We start from the raw sequence: 24247 nt of genomic DNA on the forward strand, positions 1-24247 counted from the left end.
TGTATTTCGTTCGGCGGGTTTGCTTCACTACTTCTCCTGGTCGAAAGTGGTGATGCATTCACCGCCTGAACCTACCGCCCGAAAAATGGCTTGAAAGTGTCATAAACTCACACAGTTTCACATTTGCAGCCCGGAAATTTTAACGCCGATGGGACGAATGGGCCAGCTCCGCGATACGAAGCACCGACTGTTCCAGCGATAGTTCCGGCGTCGATGAGGCTCCCTTGGTGTCTGCATCCAGCTGTGCCGCGACAACCACAGCGCGAGCAACCGCCGGGGTTGACCAGGCAGATGCCAACCGCTGAGTTTTCTCCAACTTCCACGGCGGCATGCCATAGCGGTGGGCATCTCTACGCGCATTGACACCACGTGCACCGTGGAGCCGAGCTACATCACCAACCATTCCCGTGATTGCAGCCGACAGCAGTGCCGGTGCCATTCCCAGCTGCAAGGCACGGCGCATCTTGGCCAACGCTTCCCCGCCCCGACCGCGCAGTGCGAGCTCGGCAATCTCAAAGCCCGAGACCTCCGCCGAAGCACCGTAGTAGGTGCGCACTGCTTCCGAGGTGACCTTGCCCGCTGTATCCGCACACAGCTGGGAAATGGCGGTCGCCAGTTCGCGGAGGTCTGAACCGACCGCATCCAGGACGGTATCGATGACGTCGCGACGCACCTTAACCCCGTGTGAGGCGAACTCTTCGCCAACAAAACCGGGCAAGTCGTTTCGCTTGAGCGGTTGAGCTTCGAAAAAGCGGACCCCCAACTTGCGCAGGTCAGCGACCATCTTTTTCTGACGCCCCTCACCGCTGTGAAGGAGAATCAACGTGATGCCCGGCGCGGGATCCTTAACCGAATCCATCAACAGCTTGGCAGGCTCTTTGCCGGCGTCTTGGCAGTCGGTGACAACCACGATCCGGTCATCTCCAAACAACGAAGGGCTGAAGAGCTCCACGGCATCGACAGTGGTCATGTCCCCTGCGCGGATGGTGGTCACAGGCACCGAGCGTCCACCCGGATCGGACTCCGTTGCTGCCTGCGCGCGGACGGCAGCGACAATGGCGAGGCGGGCGCGGTCTTTCAGCAGCTCCTCTTTGCCCACAATCAAATTCACGGGTGCGACGGCGCTCAATCCCGACCTCTTTTCCGCGTTAATTCCTGCGACTGTTGTTTCTAGCCTACGGGACAGCCCGGATTTCACCTTCCTCGCCAGACTTCACCATTGGAATACAGGGCTTGCGGCCCATCTCGCTGCGGGCACACCACAGGAATCTGCTCGGGTGTCATTACGGTTTCTCGCACGCGCGGACCACACTCGCGAGCGATAAACCACTGGGGTGAGCGGCCTGATTGGGACGGTTGGCCGCTCACGGATTCAGCGATGTACGACGGGGACTCCACCGCCACGGTTTCTGTCGTGGGGTTATTGGTGGTGTCATCGAGCACCTGGACGTACCCCGCCTCTTCCTCGGTGAGTCCGAGTGCAATTCGGCACTGCCGGCTGAGCGAGGTCGGTGCAGGGTAACCAACCGATGCCACATGGTTGGCGGGTTCTCCGACAGCCTCCGCGTGAATGAGAACAACCTGGTTCTTCTCCGCACAGGCCGCAACCTTCCACCCCTGTGGGGCACGCGCAATGTCCAGCCCGAACACCCAAATAACCGCGTAACTACAGACGGCAAGTACCACTGCGAAGCAACCAGCGCGGAGCGCAAGACGGGGCCACGCCCAGAGCGCCGTCAAGCATGCGAACGTGAGCGTGCAGGAGATGACCAACGTGACCGTCCCAGTGGCGGGCGCGACGATTCCCGCAGCGAGGCGTGCGACCTGATGAATCCACCATGCGCACGGCGCGGCGCACCAGAGCAGCGCACTGACCAGCCAATTGAGATGCAGTGCGGCGGCAACGGCAGCGAGCGAACCAGCGATAGTAACCGGTGCGACGGCGGGCGCGGCGAGGAGATTGGCGAGCAGTGAGACGTGACTAATTTCGCCGATAAGGAGCGCCAACACGGGCATGGTGACCACGTGTGCGGCAATCGATACGGCGACGGCGCGGACTACTGGGGCGGGCCAGGTACCCATAACGGTGGTGGCGGACAGGCGTCTGGCAAGGGGCTCGGCAAGAAGGACTAACCCGGCGGTGGCTGCGACCGAGAGGGCGAAGCCCACTGATACCGATAGGTCTGGAGCCAGGAGAATCAACCCAATAATGCCAGCCGACAGCGCCGCGATGGCCTGGCCAGCTCGTCCTACAAGAATCGCCAACAGCCCAATGCAGCCGGTGACCACCGCGCGTAGCACTGACGGTTCTGTACCCACAATTGCCACAAAGCCATACAGGGCAAGCGCGGCGACTGCGACGCGCACCCGCGGTCCAGCCCACGAAAACACGGCTACAACAGCCCCGACAACAAGCGCAACGTTCGCTCCAGAGACCGCTGATAGATGTGAAAGCCCAGAAGCAGTCATCACATCGCCATCGGTGAGGCTAAAGCCGCGCTCATCGCCGATGGCCATGGCGGGAATCAGGCGGTCGGGACCAACGGGGAGATTCTGCGCCGAGTCAAAGAGCTGCTGCCTCACGTCAGCTGCCAGCCCCTGTGGTGGCGCGATGACCTCAACATCACCGCGCAGATTCAGCTGGATACCACTAATGCAGGGCTTGCTGGCCACACGTATACCGGCTGTGGATTCAATTACGGTGTCTCTCGTGATAGCCAACAGTGACTCGTCGCCGAAAGCCGTCACCTGCCCCGGAAGACCTTCGATGCGGGCCTTCGCACTGGCCCCAAACTCGGTTGCTTTCGGCTCGGTGACGAGGCGCAATTGCACTTTCGCCATCCCACCAATGTCCTCATAGAGCTCATGGGCTCGGGCTTGCGCTATGCGGATTCGCGTGGCCACCGCAACGCTGGCCACCGCCACAGCTGGCACCACGATAGTGGCGATTGCTCGCCAGCCGGAGGTCACCGCACCTCTGCCCCATCGCCACGACCAACGCTGCCACGCCCACGGCAACGCCACCGCAGTCGCGATTGAGCTCGGTACCACAACTATCGCCCATTCTGGGCGCATGATCACCGCCACCGCAGTCGCCCACGCCAACACCGCTGCTGGCACTAGCCGCACATCGAGCCCAGCACGAGCGCGCAGGTCAGACGGTGGTGGCATCGCGCAGAGCCTCTACCTTCGCCGGGCCGATTCCCGGTACCTCCTCAAGTGCGTCGATACTCGCAAAAGGCCCGTTCTTTTCACGAAAGTCAATGATTTTGGTCGCTGTTGCGGGTCCAATTCCGGGCAATTCCTCCAGCTGCGTAGCGGTGGCGGTGTTGATGTTGATCTTTCCGTCAGAGCCACCCGGGCCAGCCCCGCCTGCAGCACCGGCGCCAGAACCGCCAGAAACATCGGAACCGCCCTCCGCCGTTCCTGCTGGCAGCGCCTCTGTCCCCACCACAATCTGTTGACCATCAACCAACGGTGCTGCCAGGTTCACGCTGGCAGGATTAGCCTCCGGCAAAAGCCCACCCGCACGCTCAATTGCCTCCACCACCCGCGCGCCCGCTGGCACCTCCACCACGCCAGGATTCACGACCAACCCCACCACCGACACAATCAACGGCCCCGCCTGTACCTGAGCGTTAGTCTCCTGCCCCGGACCGCCCGTCATCTCCGCTGGGGTTTCGGTCGTCTCTGGTGTCGTCCCCGCGACAGCAGCGTCCTGCACCGCAGGCATCTCCACCTGTGGCGTCGACGGCCACACCACCGCAGCGATTGCTCCCAAGGCCAACACCGCAATCACAATGCACGCGGCCATCGCCACCCGCGGCGTCACCACCGCCCGGCGCGTGGAAAAGTCCACCGCCATGCGCTTGTCTTGATCAATCGGTTCCAGATAGTCCGCCAGCCGATTCCGCAAATTCGTCACGATGCGCACCCTAGCGCCCCGCACCACACCCCACCTTGACGAAAGCACTCATCGAGGCGTCATCTGTGGATAAAAACTGGCCTGTGGGGGTTATCCACAGGCCACATCATCTTCGCAGTTCAGCAACTACTTCTTCTTCTCGTCGCCGTCATCATCACGCTTGTCGCTTGACGACGACTCCCGCGATTTCTCCCCTTCGGTGCCAAATACAGCTCCCTCGGGATCGGACTTATCGCGCAGCGCCAAATCAGAGATAGCCTTCGCCAGACGCTCAGCTTTATCCAGAGCTGCTTGGCGATTCTCACTCCACGTTGGCAATTTAGAAACCGCCGTGGTGAAAAGCGGAATTCCCTGTTCATTAGTCACTACTGTGCGATGGATTCGTTTATTGCGGTTGCGACTGGCAGCCGGATTCTCAACTACCTTCACCGCAGCCTGATCGGTGATCGGCTCACCTGGGTCTGTGGTGCCAGCGTTTTCAGCCGAACCGTCCGTGTCAGCAGAGTCACCGGAATTGTCTATGTTCCCGGAATCGTCGTCTACCGCGTCTGCAGCCACAGCATCAACAGCAGGCGCGTCACTCTCCTCCACACTGTGGAGCAGCGCTGTCACGCCCATCTCTGTTTCAAAATCCATGGCATTCGAATCAATCGAGCCACCGGAGACCATGCCAACTGCATAGGCTCCCTGCCCGACATGAGCGGTAAGAGACTCCGGCAAATCCAGGATTCTAAACCGGGTATCGTCGGGTAGCTCTTCGGCAAGCATGGCCTGGAGCTCGTGAACGTCGTCAAGCGCATCGGAATGATGCAGCAATACCGCAGGCGGACGGTTCGCCGATGACGCGGACCGCACCATCTTCGTGGCGAAATCCACCATGCGCTGCTTGACCTTCGCCTCTGTCCGGCACTTGGCGACCAGCGCTAGTGAGCCATCTTTAATACCGACGATGGGCTTGATAGCGAGAGCCGTGGAGAGCATTGCTTGGCCTGCAGAGATGCGACCGCCACGGCGCAGCGAGTCAAGCTTCGGTACGAACAACCAGAGTCGATAGCGCTGCAGCACATCACGGGCGACGTCGGCAACCTCATCACGACTGGCCCCGGCCCTCGCAGCCTTGGCCGCTGCGATGGCAGCGGCACCGACTCCAGCTCCGACGGTGTCGGTATCGATGACGGTCACACGGTCCAGCGCACCAGCAGCGGTGACAGCGTTAGACCAGGTAGCGGACATTCCCTTGCCAAGATGCAGGGCGACAACGCCAGCGTCAGAACCATCCTTGTTGGAGCGTTCCAGCGCACGCGCATATGCGGCGCACAGCTTCAGTGGACTGACTGCCGACGTGGTGACGGCGTCTTCATTGATGTCATGGCCGATGGGAACCACGGTGATGTCGAGCTTGCGAGCAACCTCGGGCATCAGGCACGCGGTGTCATCGACAACAATGCGAACGCGACCGTCACCGGGCATGGCGGCCTCCTGAAGAATCAGAAACCTGCAACTCCCGCTGACGGACCTTCGCGTTAAAAGCATTCAGGTACCAGGAGGTCTCACCATTGACGCGCGTGCGCTGCTCCATTTCGACCCACGCAGTGTTGCCCAGTCCGTTGAACGTGCTGAAGTAGTCGCGCGGCATCTGCAGCAGGGCTGCGGTAGCGGCAGCAATGGCACCACCGTGGGATACGAGCACAAAGGTATCCGACTCCCAATCGGGGTTGGCCGCTAGCTCAGCAATGACCGCCAGCATTCGGTTGGAAACCTCAAAACGGGTCTCGCCGCCCTTGGGCGCCCAGTTAAGATTATGGCGCCAGTGGTCACGCATACCGGGAAACGCGGAGTCAATCTCGTCGTAGGTGCGCTCTTGCCATTCACCGAGGTTGGTCTCACGCAGGCGCTTATCAAAACTCAACTCTGCACCGGTGGCCTCGGCTAGCGCGCGGGCGGTGTCGGCTGCCCGGGTCAGGTCAGAGGACACGATTTTTGTGATTCGCGGTTCAGCCTCCGCCAGGTACTGCGCCGCAGTACGGGCTTGCTCGCGACCAACGTCGGAAAGCTGCGTGTCCAGCTGTCCCTGAATGCGGCCGGTAGCGTTATACGATGTCTGCCCGTGCCGCAGCATAATCAGGCGACGTCGAGCAGCAACATGTGCCTCGCGTGAGCCCGCCACAATTAAAACTCGTCCGTGTCCGGGTTTTCGGCAGCCAGCGGAATCTCGTCGATAGAACGAGCATTGCGGGCGGAATCTTCGCCGTCCTCGTTGCTCGGCTGCTCGATGCCCTCGACCTCGATGCGCGGGCAATCGCGCCACAGTCGATCCAGGCCGTAGAAGTCGCGTTCTTCACTGCGGAAGACATGCACGACAATGTCGCCGTAATCCAGCAGCGCCCAACGTCCCTCACGGACACCTTCGCGGCGAACCGGCTTTGCGCCGAGGTCACGCAGATCGTCCTCAATTTCGTCGACGATTGCGGCAACCAGACGCTCATTGTCAGCACTGACCAGGACGAATGCGTCCGTAATCACCACTGGGCCAGAGACATCGAGAACAACGACGTCCTCACCCTTTTTGCTATCGGCGGCCTTCGCCGCGGCGGTCGCCAGCTCAATGGCGCGTGGTTGTGCAGTCACGAAAGACTTCAGCTCCTTGTGATTTAAAAGTCGTGAAAAACAGCGTTTGTACTTGTAACTTACCGTCTCAGCGGGATTTTGCTAACTTTCAGTCCGCGGTATCGGACTTCGCATCCACCGATGCCGCAGCCACCGGCGCCGCATCCTCGGAGGTCGAGTTCACCGATGCGGGGCCCACAGAACCAACCGTGCCCTCAGCAGACTGGTACAGACCACGCTTAGCGATGTACTGCACCACGCCATCCGGCACCAAGTACCAAACAGGGCGTCCTGCCTCCGCACGCTTTCGACAATCGGTAGAAGAAATAGCCATCGCGGGAATCTCGATGAGGTGCAACCGTGAAGCGTCGATTCCTTCCAGGTCCTCTGCCCGCAGGTGAACCCCTGGACGAGTGACACCGACGAACGTTGCTGCGTCGAACATCTCCTCCCAGTCCCGCCACGTCATAATCTTCTGCAGCGCATCGGCACCGGTAATGAAGAACAAATCCGCGTTGGGATAGATGACCTTCAAATCCCGCAGCGTATCGACAGTATAAGTCGCACCCGGCCGGTCAATATCAACCCGCGAGACCGAAAACTGCGGGTTCGACGCAGTGGCAATGACCGTCATCAGGTAGCGGTCTTCGCTGTGAGAGACCTTCCGGCCGCGCTTTTGCCACGGTTCACCCGTAGGCACGAAAAGCACAAAGTCAAGGTCGAAACGGTCTGCCACCTCGCTGGCGGCAACCAGGTGACCATTGTGGATGGGATCAAAAGTGCCACCCATTACGCCAATGCGCTGCCGGGGCGCGTCCGCCGACTTCGCTGTCAACGCGGCGTGTACTCGCGACCGCACACTTTTCTTGCGCTTAATCATGACTGGCACTTTACCTGGGCACTACGGACGAGTCTGTCCACGACCAGCCAGAACCCACTTGCTGCTGGTCAGCTCCGGCAGCCCCATGGGCCCACGGGCGTGCAGTTTCTGAGTGGAAATACCAATCTCTGCGCCGAAACCGTACTGCTCACCATCGGTGAACGCAGTCGAGGCATTGACGCTGACGGCAGCAGCATCAACACGGTCGACGAACTCCTGGCACACGCCCCAGTCACGTGCAGAGATAGCTTCCGTGTGGCCCGATGAGTACTCAGTGATGTGATCCGTCGCGGCCACCACACCGTCGACGATGCGCGCTGCAATGTCTAGCGAGAGGTACTCATCCGACCAGTCTTCCGCCGTCGCAGGAATGACCTCACCAGTCCACCCAGAGGCCGCCAGATTATCGACATCGCCGTGGACCGCAACGCCAGCGTCGGCAAGCGCGTCCAAAATGCGAACCTGATCCTGCGCGGACAGCGCCGAGTCAATGAGAACCGTTTCAGTGGCGTTACAGACGCTCGGACGGCGGGTCTTGCCGTTAATCATCAGCGCAATCGCTTCGTCGATATCGGCGGAAGCATCGATGTAGATGTGGCAGTTACCGGTACCGGTCTCAATGGTCGGCACCGTTGCCTTTGTCACGACGGCCTCAATCAGACCGGCACCGCCGCGCGGAATCACCACGTCAACCAGGCCGCGGGCAGTTATGAGATCCTGCACGGAATCGTGGGTCTCACACGGCAGCAGCTGAACAAGGTCCTCCGGTGCATCGTGGTTGGCCAGCACCTCACGCAAAACCGCGACCAGCTGCGTGTTGGAGTGGACGGCGGACTTGGAGCCACGCAGCAAGGCCACGTTGCCCGACTTCAGCGCCAGACCAAAGGCATCGACAGTAACGTTCGGGCGAGCCTCGTAGACCATGCCCATCACGCCCAGCGGAACGCTGACCTGGGAAAGCTTGATGCCGTTAGGAAGAGTGCTTCCCCGCAGCACCTCGCCTACCGGATCCGGCAGGGCCGCAACCTGGCGCAGCCCACCGGCAATACCCTCAACACGATTGGCGTCAAGACGCAGGCGATCCAGCAGGGAGTCACTAAAACCACGGGCCTTACCGGCCTCGATGTCCTTGGCGTTGGCTACCAGAATCTCTTCAGTACGGGCGACCAGCGCATCTGCTGCGGCCAGCAGGAGCTCGTTCTTGCGTGCCGACGTAAAGCGAGCCAGCTCTCCCGCGACAGCCTTGGCACGCTGTGCCTTATCTAAAACCTCGGCGCGCTCAGCAGCACGCTCCGGGCTAAGAGCCGAATCCTCGGCAATGCCCTGTTGAATGGTGTTAGCAGTTTCGTTCGTTTGAGCAGTCATGCCTACCAGCATAACTAGAGTGAGACATCATTTGAAGGAATTAGCTCAGCAACCCAAGGAAAGATGTAATTCATCAACAGCAGGAACACGATGACGGCAATCACGATGGTGATGATCGCTTTCACCCACCACGGACCCGGCAGGGATCGCCAAAAAGCTGCGTACATCTAGTTGACCTCCTTGGTCTCAACACCGGCGAGAACCGCGTGAATAATGAGCCGATGAGTGTTGTCCCACTGCGGATGGCAGGTAGTCAGCGTAAGTAGAGTCGCGTCACCGACCGGATTGAGGACATCGGCGCGGTCTGGAGTGACAATGTGCTGGCCGGGAATCTCGGGGACGTTAGTTCCTTCTGGCACGCAGTCGAAGCTTTCCCCTGCGCCAGCCATACCGTCGACCGGCAATACCTTGTAGCGGTAAATAGCATCACGCGTCTCTACGGTGATGTCATCGCACGTCTGCAGGCGGTCAATGTTGTCAAAGGGAGCTCCGTGGCCGTCACGATGGGCGGCATAAGAGCTGTTGCCCACCTGCCCCGGAAGGGCTGTGCTCGGATAATGGCCGGGGCCACCGCGCAAAACTTCCTGAGAGACACCTTCGAATACGACCAAATCGCTAAAACCGGCCTTAGGAGCGGAAATCATCGCCACCGCAGAGCCAGGCACCCAGGAGCCCTCAACAGCTGGCTCCGTGCCTTCTGGCGCCTGAGCTGCGGCCGATGCCGGTGCGGACCATGCCTGCTGCAGCTCATCACGAGCCTGCTGCTGAGCTTTCCCAGTTTCAAGACCAGACCAGTACAGCAGATAAAAGGCGAAGAGCGCCACCAGCACTCCAGCTGTCAAGAGCAACTCGCCGATGACGCCAATAATTTTCGATAACACACTTAGGATTATGCCCGAAAGTTCCTCATCCAGGCAGTCCGCGCTCAGGCGCTCCTCCCCCCAGCCAGTCCGCACTCAGCTAGTCCCCACTCAGCCGGTCTTTGCCGAGGCACCTCTGTCCGGGCGCGCCCAGGTGCGCGTCTTTAAGCGCTGCAGCTCTCAGCGCAACGCTCTCCTAAGCGCGGGAGGCGAAATCCGACAGGTAGTCGGCATGGACGACAGGCTTCTGCATGTCATTCGGCAATTCCTCGGTGTGGTAGCCGATCATGCCCAGCAATTCTTCAGAGTCATAGTTGACCTCGCCGCGTCCGATGACCTCACCGCTCGGGCCAATCAGGTCGACGATGTCACCAGCGGAGAACTCACCGTCAACCGAGGTGATACCGACCGGGAGCAGCGACTTGCGCATGCGGGTCACAGCGTCGACCGCGCCGGCATCCAGGCGAAGCAGGCCCGAGCTATCCGCTGCGTAGAGCATCCAGAACTTCCAGGCGCTCAAGCGGTTGTCCTTCGCGGCGAAAGCGGTTCCCACATCTGCCTGGTCCAGTGCTCGCTCAATGTTGGACGCCGAAGTCAGCAGCACCGGCACCCCAGCACGCGAAGCCAGGCGTGCGGCAGACACCTTCGAGGCCATTCCACCGGTGCCCAATGCCCCACCGTCACCGGCGATAACACCACGCAAGTCGTTACCGCTGCGCACCTCTGGCACAAAGGTTGCACCTGGATCGGCCGGGTTGCGGTCGTAGAGGCCGTCGACGTCGGAAAGCAGAATCAGTGCATCGCAGTACGCCAGGTGACTGACCAGGGCGGCCAGGCGGTCGTTGTCGCCGAAGCGGAACTCCGAGGTCGCGACCGTGTCATTTTCGTTGACAATTGGCACTGCACCCAGCTGGCGCAGGCGGTCGATAGTGCGCTGAGCGTTGCGGGCACGCGAACGCACACCTGCATCGTCCGAGGTCAAAAGCACCTGCGCAGAAGTGCGGCCATAGCGCAGGAAGGAGCGTCCCCACTCCTGTGCCAGGCGCACCTGCCCCACCGCTGCAGCCGCCTGCTTGGTCGCCAAATCAGTGGGACGCGAAGTCAGCCCCAGCGGCCCCATTCCGGATGCCACCGCGCCGGAGGACACGACAATGACATCGCTAAAGCCCATCCGCTTTTCCAGGGCATCGGCAATGAAGTCGATGCGTTCGGGATCGGTACGACCGTCAGATCCGGTCAACGAGGAAGAACCAATCTTCACCACGACACGCTTCGCGGTCCGAATTGCCTCACGAGTCTCGGAATCGAAACCGCCTTTGGTTCCCGGAGATAAATTCTCAGTCGCCTTTTCAATCTCAGCGACGGTGGACTCAGGATTGTTGTGAAGCAGCTCGTCGACCTCCTCACGGGAAATCGGCGCGTCCGATTCAGACTTCGGGGTAGCTACCGGGGCATCTAATGCATCTGCTCCAGTGACGTCAACATCGTTGGCAACGGTGTCGGAAGGGATAACTGACTCACTCATTTCACTAATGGAAAACATGACGGTCTAATGTAATTCTGACTATATAATTGTTTAAACAATTAATGGCAAAATGCAAGTTTGAAGTCTTCGCTTGCCGACGACGCTGGCGCCCGCGACTATGAGTACCGGTCGCGAATAGCCTCTTCGCCATCTCCGAAATCGTACTCGTCAATCAGACCACGGCGGGCCTGCGATGCACGCTTACGCTGCTCAGCGCTAGTGCGCTCGTTGACGTAGAGACGATCGTCGGTACCACGGCCACTCGGCACGAAGTCATCGGTGCCCGCGACCTGCTGCGGGTACCACTCGAAGGTGAGATAGGAAATCGTCACCGGGCAGCCAACCGTTGCCCCAGCCTTTGCCAGGGCATCTTCTACACCAAGCTTGGCCAGGCGGTCAGCCAAGTAGCCGACTGCCTCGTCGTTTTCGAAGTCCGTCTGGTTAATCCAGCGTTCCGGCTTACGGCCACGCACAATGAACCCATCTGGGGTATTCGGATCGCGCTCGATGGTGAAGTCCGCGCCTTCGCGCTTCTTGCCACGCACACCTTCCGGACGGATGACCGCACGGGGCTCCTGCTCTGTTGGCAACGGATGCGCCTTGCGGTAGGCGGCAATCTGATCCTTCAGACCGTAGGTCAGCTCCTTGAGCCCCTCGTGCGTCACCGTAGAGATCTCATAAATCGGCCAGCCGAACTTCTCCAACTCCTCGCGCTGCATGTCAATCATCTCGCGAGCATCGGGCAGGTCAATCTTGTTCAGCACGATGACGCGCGGACGCTCTGCGAGGTCCCCAAGCCCCACGTCGGCCTTCAGCACCGACTGGTAGTTGGCGAGTTCCGCCTCCAACGCCTTGATGTCAGAGACCGGATCGCGGTCGCCCTCCAGCGCAGCAGCGTCCACCACATGCACCAGCACAGCACAGCGCTCAATGTGACGCAGGAAATCCAACCCAAGACCACGGCCTTCAGACGCCCCCGGGATAAGGCCCGGCACATCTGCGATGGTGAAGGACTCGTAGCCAACGTTGACCACACCCAGGTTCGGCTGCAGCGTGGTAAATGGGTAGTCACCAATCTTCGGCTTAGCAGCGCTCAAGGTGCTGACCAGCGAGGACTTTCCGGCTGACGGGAAGCCCACCAGTCCAACGTCTGCCATGGATTTGAGCTCCAAGACAAGATCCTTGGCCTCGCCAGGCTCACCGAGGAGAGCGAAGCCCGGCGCACGGCGGTTCTTGTTCGCCAGCGCTGCGTTGCCCAGGCCACCGTAACCGCCCTCAGCGGCAATGAAGCGGGCACCCTTACCTGTCATGTCCGCCAGCACTTCCCCATCCTCGGTCATCACAACCGTGCCCTCCGGCACTCCGAGAACCAGGTCCTCACCACGAGCACCATTGCGGTGATCACCCGCGCCGGGCTTACCGTTGGCAGCCTTGATATGGGGGTGGAAGTGGAAGTCCATCAGAGTGTGAATCTGCGGGTCGACGACCAGCACAATGTCGCCACCGTGGCCGCCGTTACCGCCATCGGGCCCGCCGAGTGGCTTGAACTTTTCACGCAGCACCGAGTTACAGCCGTGACCACCGTCGCCGGCCTGCAAATGCAGTACGACACGATCTACAAAACGAGACATAAAATCACACACACTTCCGAGCGGAGAGCCATCATCTAGTGCCTGGAGTAATGCCCTAATTTAAGCGAGCCGACGGGCAGAAGTCTAGGCGGTAACAAAACGCTGCCTCGCAACCTAAAAGCGCGAAACAGTAATAAACAACAAAAGAGCCGATTACCTTTCGCAGTGGGAAAGGAATCGGCTCTTCTGCAAGGCAGTTAAACCTGCCTCAAATTCAACGTTGCAGTAATCCTATGTGGACAACCGAGGGTTGTTCTTAGGAGTTATTCTCAACGATGCTGACAATGCGGCGGTTACGGCGGGTACCGAACTCGACTGCGCCTGCCTTCAGAGCGAAGAGAGTGTCGTCGCCGCCACGGCCAACGTTCTCACCCGGGTGGAACGAGGTACCGCGCTGACGAACGAGAATCTCGCCTGCCTTAACCTGCTGGCCGCCGAAGCGCTTCACGCCGAGGCGCTTAGCTTCGGAGTCGCGGCCGTTGCTGGTGCTGGATGCACCCTTCTTAGTAGCCATGATTTTCTCCTAGGGAAAAGCTAATTGGAATTTCGGCGGTTTACTTGGAGACGCCGGTAATCTTCAGAACAGTGAGCGGCTGACGGTGGCCGTAGCGGCGCTTGTAGCCAGTCTTGTTCTTGTAGTGCATGCCGCGGATCTTCGGGCCCTTAGCGGCCTCGACGATCTCTGCGTTAACGGTAACGTTGGCAAGCTTGTCGGCATCCGCAATGACATCTGCGCCATCGACGAGCAGAACCGGGGTGAGAGCCACGGACGAACCCGGCTCACCCTCGATCTTCTCGACCTTGACGAGGTCACCTTCGGCAACCTTGTACTGCTTGCCGCCGGTCTTGACGATCGCGTACATAGGAGGGCTACCCCTTTATCTGAGAAACTCGACTCAAGGAATCTTTGTAATTCCTTGACTGGACAATGGAATTGCGATTAGTTGCGTGTGCAGAACACTTCAGGGACATACCCGAAAGCCAAATCCGAGTAGATTTCCCCGCTCTGGCCGTTTCCTTACCACCAGCGCCTCAAGCACCAGTGGGCATGACCAGATACGCCTACTAATCAGCGACTGGTCAAGAGTAGCGAAAAATCCCCCTAAATTACAAACTGCCCGAGTAAGACCCTGTCCCCCATTGGTTTTCACGGTCTTCCCGGGCAGTTTCCGAAGCCACTTTCCACCCCCTGCTTTAGGGAACGGAAAACAGCCTTCTATCTGGTCTTACTCCAGGTTTCCAATACCTAGTTCTGGCCACTTCGGCGCACCGCACGACGCACGCGGCGACGACGATTGGCCGGTTTCGTCTCCGGCGCCGCAGCACCGCGATTAGCCTGCTTCTGCTCTGGCTTAGTAGCGCGGTTTGAAGCGCCCTGTCGCTGCTTCGGCGCAGTCGCTCCGGCATCGCTTTGCGACGAGACCCTGCGCACCGCCCGACGGCGATTACGGCGAGCTCCCGTGCCCTGGACCGCTACGACCTCAGCCCGTGACTTGCCCGAGCGGCGTCCACCGCCACTGCGGTTGGCGCTGCGGTTGGTGCTGCGGTTGCTGTCATCGCGGTTGTCTTTCGCACGATCTCCGCCCTTGCTGCCTTCAGCGTCCGCCTTTGGCTTAGTGGACTCGAAGTCCTCGCGGCGCGGTGCGCGATCCGAGCGAGAGTTACCGCGCGTCGGACGACGACGGCGTGGAGAACGCTCGAACGCCTCCTTCGCCTCCTCATAGGTCTGGGACTCCTCGGCCACAGCCTTACCGGTCTTGTTAGCGTTGCCGCCCTTGCCATTCCTGGCTGGCTCCCTCACATCTGTGGTGGAAGCTGCCTGAGACCCAGCCTGAGGCGCAGTGGTTTCATCCACAGCAGTACGACGCACAGCGCGACGACGGCGATGTCGAGCGCTAGCGCTGCTGGAGCGTTCAGCGTCGCCACGGCCTCCACCGTTATCGGTGCGCTCGGCACGCTCAGCACGGGTCGGGCGCTCCGAACGCTTGCGACGATCACCATATTCTTCGTCGCGGTCATCAGCGTCGCGTGCAGCCGAATCAACGGCAACATGCTCCGCTACACGGCGACGCGTAGCCCGACGGCGGCGGCGCTGCCCCTCCTGCGGCATGTAACGGTCATCCGACGGCTCCTCTGGGTCCTTCTCACGGGCTTCCGCAACAGCTGCGGCAGCCAGAGCAGCCAGGTCATTGGAGTTCTCCGATTGCTCAGTACGCTCGCGGCGCTCCTGACGGCCACGGCCGTTCTGTCGCTGCTCATCGTTTCGGCCCTGGCTCTTACGAACCCGGCGACGACGCGGCGGCTTCGGCTCATCGTTCTCAGAAGAGACGATGACAGCTTCGACAGCAGCTGCGACACGCTTGTCGGCTGCGTCCTTATCGCGCTGGTTGGTCTCCGTGTCGTCGTCACGCGTTGCCTTGGAAGAGCCTGCCTGGTCGCTCTGATCGCGGTGCATGGCCAGCGCGGCCGGGTGGTTGGCCGGATTGTGCTCCGAGCGCGACTTGTTGCGGCGCTTGGACTTGTCCTGCTCGTCGTTGCGACGGCCATTCTTGTGGCCACGGCCCTGATTGTCCTGCTCAACCGGATCGATGTGGATAATCAGACCGCGGCCATTGCAGCAGCTACACGGCGTGGAGAAGGTCTCCAGCAGGCCTGTGCCCAGACGCTTGCGAGTCATCTGGACGAGGCCGAGCGAGGTGACCTCGGAGACCTCGTGACGCGAGCGGTCGCGGCCCAGGGCCTCCTTCAGACGGCGCAGCACCAAGTCCTGGTTTTCCGGCAGCACCATGTCGATAAAATCGACGACAATCATGCCGCCCAGATCGCGCAGACGCATCTGGCGGACGATTTCCTCAGCGGCCTCCAGGTTGTTGCGAGTGACCGTCTCTTCCAGGTTTCCGCCAGCGCCGGTGAACTTACCGGTGTTGACGTCGATGACCGTCATGGCCTCGGTGCGGTCGATGACCAGCGTGCCGCCCGAAGGCAGCCAGACCTTGCGGTCGAGTGCCTTGGCCAGCTGCTCATCGATGCGGAAGTGCTCGAAGACATCAGCGCCGCCGTGCTCCTTGGCGAAGTAGCGCTGCAGTCGCGGCTCCAGCTCTGGTGCCAGGTCGCCGATGTAGTCCGTCACTGTGTTCCACGGGCGATCGCCCTCCACCACGAGACGCGAGAAGTCCTCGTTGAAGACGTCGCGGACGACCTTGACCAGCATGTCTGGCTCTTCGTACAGCGCAATCGGCTTTGCTCCACGCTTCGCCTTCGCTGCCTCGGAGGCTTCCCAGATCTCCTGCCACTGCGACTCCAAGCGCTTGATGTCGGCCTCGATGGCCTCCTTGGACACACCCTCGGCTGCGGTACGGATAATCGTGCCCGAGCCCTCCGGCGTAACCTCGCTCAGAATCGACTTCAGGCGCTTGCGCTCCGGCTCCGGCAGCTTGCGGGAAATACCCGCGCTCCGGCCGCCCGGCACGTACACCAGGAATCGACCAGCCATCGAAATGTGGGTGGTCAGACGCGCACCCTTGTGACCAATCGGGTCCTTGGACACCTGGACGAGAATCTGGTCGCCGGCCTTCAGCGCATGTTCAATCTTGCGCGAACGCGACTTCGTGCCCAGCAGCTTCCAGTTCAGGTCACCTACGTAAATGACACCGTTGCGGTCGGTTCCGATATCGATGAACGCCGCTTCCATGCTGGGCAGGACGTTCTGCACGCGACCGAGGTAGATATTGCCGATCTGCGTGGTCTGCGTGTCAGAGGTAACGAAGTGCTCGACCAGCAGGTCATCTTCCAGCACACCCACCTCAGTGACAATGCCCGCGTGGTCATGGCGCTTGCGCTCACGCACCACCATCGTGCGCTCCACCGACTCACGACGAGCCAGGAATTCCGCCTCCGAGATTACGTGGCGCTTGCGCGATTCCTCACGACGCTCGATACGGCGACGTCGCTGCGCCTCCAGGCGAGTCGATCCCTTAATCGCCTGCGGTTCCTCGACCTCTTCGCGGGTTTCCTCTTCCTCGCGCTCTGTGTTTTCGGTGGTCTTCTCCGCTTGTTGCGCGTCATCATTACGACGCCCACGTCCACGACGGCGACGACGCGGGCGCGGCTGACGCTCCGTTTCGCTTGACGACGAGCCGTCCTGCCCCTCCCCCGCGTTGTCATCGGTGCCCTGGTTGGAGGCCCCGTTGTCAGCTGAAGCTGCATCCTCGGTGGCCGAATTCTTGGCCGTAGCCGGGACAGCCTGCGGCGCCAGGAAGATAGGCGCAAACGCGGTCTGCTCTTCCGCAACCGGCGGCTCCGGGACTACCGGCGGCTCGATGTCTTGCAGGGCTTCGCTCTGAGTTGCCTGCGTATCCTGCGGCTCTTGCGTTTTCTGCGGCTCTTGCGCTTCCTGAGCTTCCTCTGCCACTGGAGCGCTGGTCGTGCGGACCGCACGGCGAACTCGGCGGCCACGACGTGTGGTCACTGCAGCGCTCTTTGCAGCAGGTGCTTCGGCGGAAGCTTCCTCAGCGGAGGTTTTCTCAGCGGTCTCGGCTACGGTGTCGGAAGCCTTTTTGTCGGCAGCCTTCTTATCGGACGCCTTCTTCGACGACGACTGAACGACAGCCTCAACAGCTTCCTCGACGACCGAGTTCGAGTCCTTCGGCTCGTCCTTCGCTGCGGTTTCTTCCGGAGCGCCAGCGGTCTTCTTCACAGCCCGCTTACGTGTTGCCCGCTTCTTAGTCGTGCTCTTCTTCTCTGCGCTCTGCTTCTCTTCAGCCTGCTTCTCTGCGCTCTGCTTTGCCGAGGATTTTCTAGCCGAGGCCTTCTTGGTGTCCTTCTTCTCGGTCACTTCCTCGGCAGGCGCTGCGTCCGACTCCGCTTCGCTCTTGGCTGCCTTCGGCGCAGCCTTCTTTGTGGCCTTCTTCGCAGTCGACTTCTTGCCGCTCTTCTTCGCAGCTGGCTTCTTCTCGGACTTAGCTGCAGTTTGCTCGTCCGACTTCTCATCTGCCGCGTTCGGCTTACCTGCCGACTGTTTTTCCTTCGCGGCTGGCTTTTCGCCGGTTGGCTTGGTCGCAGCGGATCCGTCGTCAAGCGAGGCATCCTCTGGATGATCACCGATGAAATTCAGCACTGCGTCGAGCTGATTTTGATTAATGGTGGACGCAGCGGACTTTACGACGATCCCCGCGTGCCCCAGTGCTTCGATGGTTTCCTTCGAGGTCAACCCCAAGCTCTTGGCCAGGTGGTGGACTCGGGTTTTCAGAGCCGCTGACTCACGATCAAATTCGCGTGCCTTAGCGACAACATCCTGGCTGAAATTTGCCACTGTATTTGTTTCTCCTTGACACCCCACCACGCAAAACCCGACAACAGGAAGCACACTCTTTGTCATTCCATGTGCGCCTACATCCGTTGTGGCCTTGGAAACCAGGCGGAGCAACGATGTTGCGACAGCCACTTCATTTGCGCCAAATGCGCAGATAGAGGGCCGAAAACGATGAACAATTATGAAAGTCTTATTGGCAGGCCTACCGGCTGACTCGGGGATTCAGCGATCACATGCGGCATATTTCATCCGCCGGAGCGAACTCCCGGGCACTACTGCTGCTGTCCATTGTCGCACATATCGAGCAGGTGGCGCGCACCGACATTGGTGGCGGCGGGCCAATCCGAGTTACTGACTGCGTTTATGACAGAAATGGCCTGAAAAATTGCCGGAAAGTGTCATAAACTCCTACAGTTTCACATTTGCAGCCCGTGCCCGCATTCACACGTGCAGCCCGCTGAAGGGCCGCCCCACGGTCGTCGACAAGCAAAAAGCGCCGAACCGGCAAACAATTGCTTGCTCAGTTCGGCGCCAGTTCAACGCTCACGGGTCAATGCTGAACCGTCAACGTTTAGAGGTTCGGGAACCAAATACCAATCTCGCGCTCAGCGGACTCCGGGGAATCGGAACCGTGAACAACGTTGTTAGCAACCTCAAGTGCGAAGTCACCGCGGATGGAGCCCGGAGTTGCGGCCTCAACCGGGTTGGTGCCGCCAGCGAGCTGACGCCACGCAGCGATTGCGTTCGGGCCCTCGATAACACCAGCGACCAGCGGTGCAGAGGTGATGAAATCAACCAGCTCACCAAAGAACGGCTTATCGACGTGCTCTGCGTAGTGCTCCTTCGCAGTTGCCTCGTCAGCAACACGGAGGTCAAGCGCGACCAGCTTCAGGCCCTTGCGCTCGATGCGGGAGATAACTTCGCCGACCAGACCGCGGGAAACGCCGTCCGGCTTGATCAGAATAAGAGTACGTTCAGTCATGGTGAGCATCATACTATGACAAACCCCGCTGCACCGGAGTGGTGGTGCAGCGGGGTGAAAGTCGCGACTACGAGCGCGGGAGACTTACGAGTGCTGGGTGGTCAACAGACCGCGCTCCATACGCTGGAGGAGGTTCTTCCGCAGATGCAGAATGTAGGCCCACACCAGGGCGAAGAAAATACCCACCACGCCCATAGACACGTGCGTGAAGATAGCCAGCACACCAAAGACCTGCAGCACAATGTTCGCCTTCAGTGCCCAAGGCTGCTTCTGCAGGAAGGCCATCGCAATCAGAGCCAAGCCCAGGATGGTGATGTACGTAACCGAGAAGGTCTGGTTAATCTGGCCGTCGGGAATGCGCGTGACCACAGTCAGACCAAGCAGCACCGAAATAGCCTGCATAATCAGCGTGCCGGACATAACACCGCGCAGACCCTTCAGCGGGTCCTTAGCCGGATCGTGTCCCGCACCGAGCGGGCCATACTTGCCGCCCTCACTCAGGTCACGCCCCTCGCGGTAGGCGCGCAGGGCCTCGCGGTCGGCAGCGGTGTAATCCTCCGCGCCATTGCCCTGTGGCTGGCTCGCCTGAGATTCGCTCATTGCGGGTCCTTTCCAAATAGTGTCCGGGCTTCGCCCGCAGTGACAACAGATCCAGTGACAATCACACCGGAACCAGAGACAATACCGTCTCCGGTGTCGGTTTCCTCAGCCAGCGCTACAGCTAGCTCAACGGCGGACGGCAGAGTCGGTACGCGATGCACGCGCTCCTCGCCGAAAATCTCCTCCGCGAGGTCAGCCAGGTCGTCGTAGTGCAGCGCACGCGGCGATGTGTTCTGGGTAATAACCACTTCTTCGAAGTAAGGCTCCAGCTCCACCAGCAGCCCACGAGCATCCTTCTCCCCCAGCACCGACAGCACACCAATCACACGGCGGAAGTCGAACTCAGCGGAGAGGGCCGTGCGTAGCGCACGGGCACCGTGCGGATTGTGGGCGGCATCGATAAACACCGTCGGGGTCGAGCGCACGCGCTCCAGACGGCCGGGCGATGCGACCGTCGCAAAGCCTTCGCGAACCGCATCAATGTTGAGCGGACGCCCCGGACCTGCGCCGAAGAACGCCTCCACCGCAGCCAGTGCTGTGGCTGCGTTACGCGCCTGATGCGGACCGTGCAGCGGCAGATGGATATCGTCATACTCGCCGGCCAGGCCCTTGAGCGTCAGGTTCTGCCCGCCGACCGCCAGCTGATGACTGACGACGCCGTACTCAACTCCGGCGCGGGCGACGGAGGCGTCCATTTCCACGGCACGTCGCAAAACGACGTCCATTGCTTCCGGCTCTTGCTCGCCGACAATGGCGACATTGTCCGGTGGCGTGAGCAAGTCGTCCTTATTCCACCGCGACTTGATGATGCCGGCCTTCTCAGCAGCGATTTCAACCAGGGTATCGCCGAGGTACTCCGTGTGATCGAGACCAATTGGGCAGATGACTGCCACGTCGGCCTCCACCACGTTGGTCGCATCCCATGTGCCACCCATGCCGACTTCCACCACGGCGACATCGACAGGAGCGTCGGCGAAGGCAGCGTAGGCCATGGCCGTGAGGACCTCGAACTTACTCATCTGCGGGCCGCCCTTTTCGGCGGACTTGGCGTCAACCATTTCCACGTAGGGCTGAATCTCGCGCCAGATGCGCACGTAATCGCGTGGATGAATGGGCTGGCCATCGATGGCGATGCGCTCGGTAACCAGCTGCAGATGCGGACTGGTGGTGCGGCCGGTGCGACGACCGAGAGCGCGCACCAGCGACTCAATCATGCGCACAGTGGAAGTCTTGCCATTCGTGCCGGCAACGTGAATGACCGGAGTGGCACGCTCAGGATGGCCAAGGATGTCCATCAGCATCTCGATCCGCTCGAGCGACGGGTCAATCTTGGTCTCCGGCCAGCGCTGATCCAGCTCGGCTTCCACCTCTGCGAGCTCGCGCAGTTCCTCTGCGGTGGCCTCCAGCGGAGCCGGCTCGTTGACTGGGCGATCCACATCGACGGGCAGGCTCAGGCCCTCCTCGGACACGGAGACCTCACCGAGGCGCATGTCATCGGGCATGCGGCCATCGGCCATCACACCGGCGATTTCGCGAGGTTCAAGGTCCTCGACGATCTGAGAGTCAGCCGGATCGAATTCAAACTCAGGCGCTGCAGTGGACTCCTCTCGCACCGCAGACTCTTCCTGCGTCACCGAATCGTCGCCGCCGCCAAGATTCAAACGAATCTCGCCTGCAATCTCATCGTGTGATTCAGCACCCCGAGGTTCGATATCCCGTGGTTCGGTCATGCCTGCGGAAGTCCCTCCAAACGAGCCTTAATGCGGTCAATTTCCTCCAGTGCGAACTGGTGGCGAGTCTTGATCTTCTCCACGACCTGCTCCGGAGCCTTGGACAAGAAGGCCTCGTTGCCGAGCTTCTTTTCGGTGCCGGCCAGTTCCTTCTCGGCCTTGGCCAGGTCTTTTTCCAGGCGCTTGCGTTCAGCGGCCACGTCGACGGTGCCGGAGGTATCCAGCTCGATCAGGACCGTGGCCTGAGACAGGCGCACCTCAATGGAAGCGGTAGCGGTGAAGCCGTCCTCCGGTGCCTCAGCACGAGCCAGCGAACGAATCATCTCTTCCTGAGCAGTCAGATCAGCATCCGCCAGGTTCATGCGTGCCGGCACGCGCTGCGACGGCTTCACACCCTGGTCATTGCGGAAACGACGCAGCTCGGTGACCAACTTCTGGGCATCGGCAATACGACGTGCGGCAACCTCATCAACAGCAGCGCCGTCGGTGGTCATGGTTGCATCCGGCCAGGCGGAAATAACCAGAGAGTCCTCGAAGCCCTCCGCGCCGTCGGTAAGCGCCTTCCACAGCGTCTCCGTGACGAACGGCATGGACGGGTGTAGCAGACGCAGTAGCGTATCCAGCACGCGGCCTAGAACCAGACGAGTGGAGGCGGCTCGGGCGGCCTGCTCCTCGGTCATGGTCTCGCCGTCATTCAGGCGTGGGAAGTCAACCTTGGTCATCTCCAGGTACCAGTCACAGACCTCGTCCCATGCGAAGTGGTAGAGGGCCTCGTTGGCCTTGGAGAACTCGTACTTATCCAGCGCAGAGTCGACTTCGGCGCGGACCTGTTCCAGGCGGTCCAAGATCCAGCGGTCGGTGTCGGTGAGCTGGTCACGGTCCGGCAGCTCGCCCACGTGGGCACCGTTCATCAGTGCAAAGCGGGTGGCGTTGAACAGCTTGGTAGCGAAGTTACGGGAGCTCTGTGCGGCGTCGTTACCGACCGGCAGGTCAGAGCCCGGGTTAGCGCCACGAGCCAGCGTGAAGCGAAGTGCGTCCGCACCGTAATCACGCACCCAGTCCAGCGGGTCAATGCCGTTGCCGAGAGACTTCGACATCTTGCGACCCTGCTCATCGCGGACCAGACCGTGCAGGAAGACATCCTTGAACGGCACCTGCGGACGACCGTCGCGACCCTTGCCCAGCGGTGAATCAGGCAGGGTGGCAGCAAAGGTCGAGAACATCATCATGCGCGCGACCCAGAAGAACAGAATGTCGTAGCCGGTGACCAGCACGGATGTCGGGTAGAACTTCTCCAGCTCTGGGGTGGCGTCCGGCCAACCCATCGTGGAAAACGGCCACAGCGCAGAGGAGAACCAGGTATCCAGCACATCCGGATCCTGCGTCCAGCCGTCGCCCGTCGGGACCTCATCATCCGGGCCGACACAGACGACCTCGCCATTCGGGCCGTACCAGATCGGGATGCGGTGGCCCCACCACAGCTGACGGGAAATACACCAGTCGTGCATGTCATCGACCCAGTCGAACCAGCGCGGCTCCTGCGAAGCCGGGTGAATAACCGTGTCGCCCTCGCGAACAGCATCGCCGGACATCTTGGCCAGCTCATCGACCTTAACGAACCACTGCAAGCTCAGCAGCGGCTCAATCGGCTCACCCGAGCGCTCCGAGTGACCAACCGAGTGAACATACGGGCGAATCTCCTTGACAATGCGTCCCTGCTCACGCAGCGCCTCCGTCAGCGCAGTACGGGCCTCTGCACGATCCATGCCGTCGAAACGCGTGCCAGTGTTGAAGATACGGCCAGTGGTGTCGATGACCTCCGGCATATCCAGGTCGTGGCGCTGGCCCATAGCGAAGTCATTCGGATCGTGCGCCGGCGTGATCTTCACCGCGCCGGTACCGAACTCGCGGTCCACGTAGTCATCGGCGATGACCTGAATCTTCAGGTCCTCGCGGAACGGGTGGTCCAGAACCTTGCCCACCAGGTGCGTGTAGCGCTCATCCTCCGGGTGCACGGCAATTGCCACGTCACCCAGCATCGTCTCCACACGAGTCGTCGCCACAACAATGGAGTCCTCCCCATCGCCGTAGCGGAAAGACACGAGCTCGCCTTCAGCGTCCTCGTACTTGACCTCAATATCCGAGATTGCAGTCTGCAGCACTGGCGACCAGTTGACCATGCGCTTGGCGCGGTAAATCAGGCCGCGGTCAAACAGTTCCTTAAAAATCGTCTGAACCGCACGGGACAGGCCCTCGTCCAGAGTGAAGCGCTCACGTGACCAATCCAGGGAGTCACCAATCTGGCGCATCTGGTTGCCGATACGTCCGCCGTAATCGTGCTTCCACTCCCAGACCTTCTCCACGAATTCCTCGCGGCCGTAATCGAAGCGGTCCTTACCTTCGGACTCCTTCAGCATCGCCTCGACCTTGGTCTGCGTTGCGATACCCGCGTGGTCCATACCCGGCAGCCACAGCACCTCGTAGCCCTGCATGCGCTTACGGCGCACCAGCGCATCCATCAAAGTGTGGTCCAGTGCGTGGCCCATGTGCAGCTGACCCGTCACATTCGGCGGGGGCAGCACAATAGAGTAAGCCGGCTTGGAGCTAGACGGATCAGCCTCGAAATAGCCAGCGTCTACCCAGCCCTGGTACAGGTCCGACTCCACGTCAGCCGGGTTCCACGACTTGGGCAACTTATCTGCTCTGTTTAGGTCCACGTTGTTCTCAGTCACGCGTCACATCTTAGCGCCTTGCCCGGATTTGGTTTTCCAGGGGCTTTACGACGGCCCTTGCGCCCCACCCATATCTGCCATCAGCGACTTATACACCGC

19 protein-coding genes are annotated in these 24247 nt (G+C 60.7%); all 19 read right to left on the reverse strand.

Going from position 1 to position 24247, the window contains the following annotated elements:
- Nucleotides 1-139 precede the first annotated feature (139 nt).
- Nucleotides 140-1198 (reverse strand): DNA polymerase III subunit delta, encoded by a 1059-nt coding sequence (gene holA / locus QP995_RS09320; protein ID WP_005511539.1) that lies wholly within the window; start codon nt 1196-1198, stop codon nt 140-142.
- Nucleotides 1195-3171 carry a ComEC/Rec2 family competence protein gene (locus QP995_RS09325; RefSeq protein WP_070546423.1) on the reverse strand — a complete coding sequence of 659 codons (1977 nt, stop codon included), beginning with the start codon at nt 3169-3171 and terminating at the stop codon, nt 1195-1197. The genes holA and QP995_RS09325 overlap by 4 nt, the downstream gene beginning before the upstream one ends.
- Nucleotides 3155-3925, reverse strand: coding sequence for a ComEA family DNA-binding protein (locus QP995_RS09330; RefSeq protein WP_284853148.1), 771 nt, complete (start codon nt 3923-3925; stop codon nt 3155-3157). Before QP995_RS09330 ends, QP995_RS09325 begins: the two co-directional genes overlap by 17 nt.
- Nucleotides 3926-4051: 126 nt before the next feature.
- Nucleotides 4052-5395 carry a DegV family protein gene (locus tag QP995_RS09335; protein ID WP_284853149.1) on the reverse strand — a complete coding sequence of 448 codons (1344 nt, stop codon included), beginning with the start codon at nt 5393-5395 and terminating at the stop codon, nt 4052-4054.
- The gene (locus tag QP995_RS09340) at nt 5385-6092 is read right to left on the reverse strand and encodes a histidine phosphatase family protein (protein ID WP_070603359.1); all 708 of its coding nucleotides are present in this window, start codon (nt 6090-6092) and stop codon (nt 5385-5387) included. The genes QP995_RS09335 and QP995_RS09340 overlap by 11 nt, the downstream gene beginning before the upstream one ends.
- 2 nt (nt 6093-6094) lie before the next feature.
- A complete protein-coding gene (rsfS, locus tag QP995_RS09345; protein ID WP_005511538.1) occupies nt 6095-6553 on the reverse strand; it encodes a ribosome silencing factor in 459 nt (152 codons plus the stop codon).
- Nucleotides 6554-6641: 88 nt separating this feature from the next.
- Complete coding sequence (gene nadD / locus QP995_RS09350; RefSeq protein ID WP_284853150.1) at nt 6642-7412, reverse strand: nicotinate-nucleotide adenylyltransferase; 771 nt, start codon at nt 7410-7412, stop codon at nt 6642-6644.
- A gap of 21 nt (nt 7413-7433) precedes the next feature.
- Complete coding sequence (locus QP995_RS09355) at nt 7434-8777, reverse strand: glutamate-5-semialdehyde dehydrogenase (protein WP_256884888.1); 1344 nt, start codon at nt 8775-8777, stop codon at nt 7434-7436.
- A 14-nt stretch (nt 8778-8791) separates the two neighbouring features.
- Nucleotides 8792-8944, reverse strand: a complete 153-nt coding sequence (locus QP995_RS09360) for a hypothetical protein (RefSeq protein WP_016422316.1) — start codon at nt 8942-8944, stop codon at nt 8792-8794.
- A complete protein-coding gene (locus QP995_RS09365) occupies nt 8945-9658 on the reverse strand; it encodes a class E sortase (RefSeq protein ID WP_049171011.1) in 714 nt (237 codons plus the stop codon).
- Nucleotides 9659-9833: 175 nt separating this feature from the next.
- Nucleotides 9834-11180, reverse strand: a complete 1347-nt coding sequence (proB, locus tag QP995_RS09370) for a glutamate 5-kinase (protein ID WP_049171008.1) — start codon at nt 11178-11180, stop codon at nt 9834-9836.
- A 98-nt stretch (nt 11181-11278) separates the two neighbouring features.
- Nucleotides 11279-12793 carry a GTPase ObgE gene (gene obgE / locus QP995_RS09375; protein ID WP_284853151.1) on the reverse strand — a complete coding sequence of 505 codons (1515 nt, stop codon included), beginning with the start codon at nt 12791-12793 and terminating at the stop codon, nt 11279-11281.
- A 256-nt stretch (nt 12794-13049) separates the two neighbouring features.
- Nucleotides 13050-13307, reverse strand: a complete 258-nt coding sequence (gene rpmA, locus QP995_RS09380) for a 50S ribosomal protein L27 (RefSeq protein ID WP_016422312.1) — start codon at nt 13305-13307, stop codon at nt 13050-13052.
- 40 nt (nt 13308-13347) lie between these two features.
- Nucleotides 13348-13656: a 50S ribosomal protein L21 gene (gene rplU, locus QP995_RS09385; protein WP_005511541.1), complete on the reverse strand. Its 309-nt coding sequence runs from the start codon at nt 13654-13656 to the stop codon at nt 13348-13350.
- 383 nt (nt 13657-14039) lie between these two features.
- Nucleotides 14040-18104 carry a translation initiation factor IF-2 N-terminal domain-containing protein gene (locus QP995_RS09390; protein ID WP_284853152.1) on the reverse strand — a complete coding sequence of 1355 codons (4065 nt, stop codon included), beginning with the start codon at nt 18102-18104 and terminating at the stop codon, nt 14040-14042.
- Nucleotides 18105-18675: 571 nt separating this feature from the next.
- Entirely contained in the window at nt 18676-19086 is a 411-nt protein-coding gene (ndk, locus tag QP995_RS09395; RefSeq protein ID WP_038629458.1) for a nucleoside-diphosphate kinase, read from the reverse strand.
- An 84-nt stretch (nt 19087-19170) separates the two neighbouring features.
- Entirely contained in the window at nt 19171-19686 is a 516-nt protein-coding gene (locus tag QP995_RS09400; RefSeq protein ID WP_049190860.1) for a DUF4233 domain-containing protein, read from the reverse strand.
- Complete coding sequence (gene folC, locus QP995_RS09405; RefSeq protein WP_224784299.1) at nt 19683-21188, reverse strand: bifunctional tetrahydrofolate synthase/dihydrofolate synthase; 1506 nt, start codon at nt 21186-21188, stop codon at nt 19683-19685. The genes QP995_RS09400 and folC overlap by 4 nt, the downstream gene beginning before the upstream one ends.
- Nucleotides 21189-21412: 224 nt before the next feature.
- Complete coding sequence (locus QP995_RS09410) at nt 21413-24148, reverse strand: valine--tRNA ligase (RefSeq protein ID WP_049170997.1); 2736 nt, start codon at nt 24146-24148, stop codon at nt 21413-21415.
- Between the last annotated feature and the right edge of the window lie 99 nt (nt 24149-24247).

The sequence above is a fragment of the Corynebacterium sp. MSK032 genome (assembly GCF_030232065.1).
GTDB lineage: Bacteria > Actinomycetota > Actinomycetes > Mycobacteriales > Mycobacteriaceae > Corynebacterium > Corynebacterium jeikeium_D.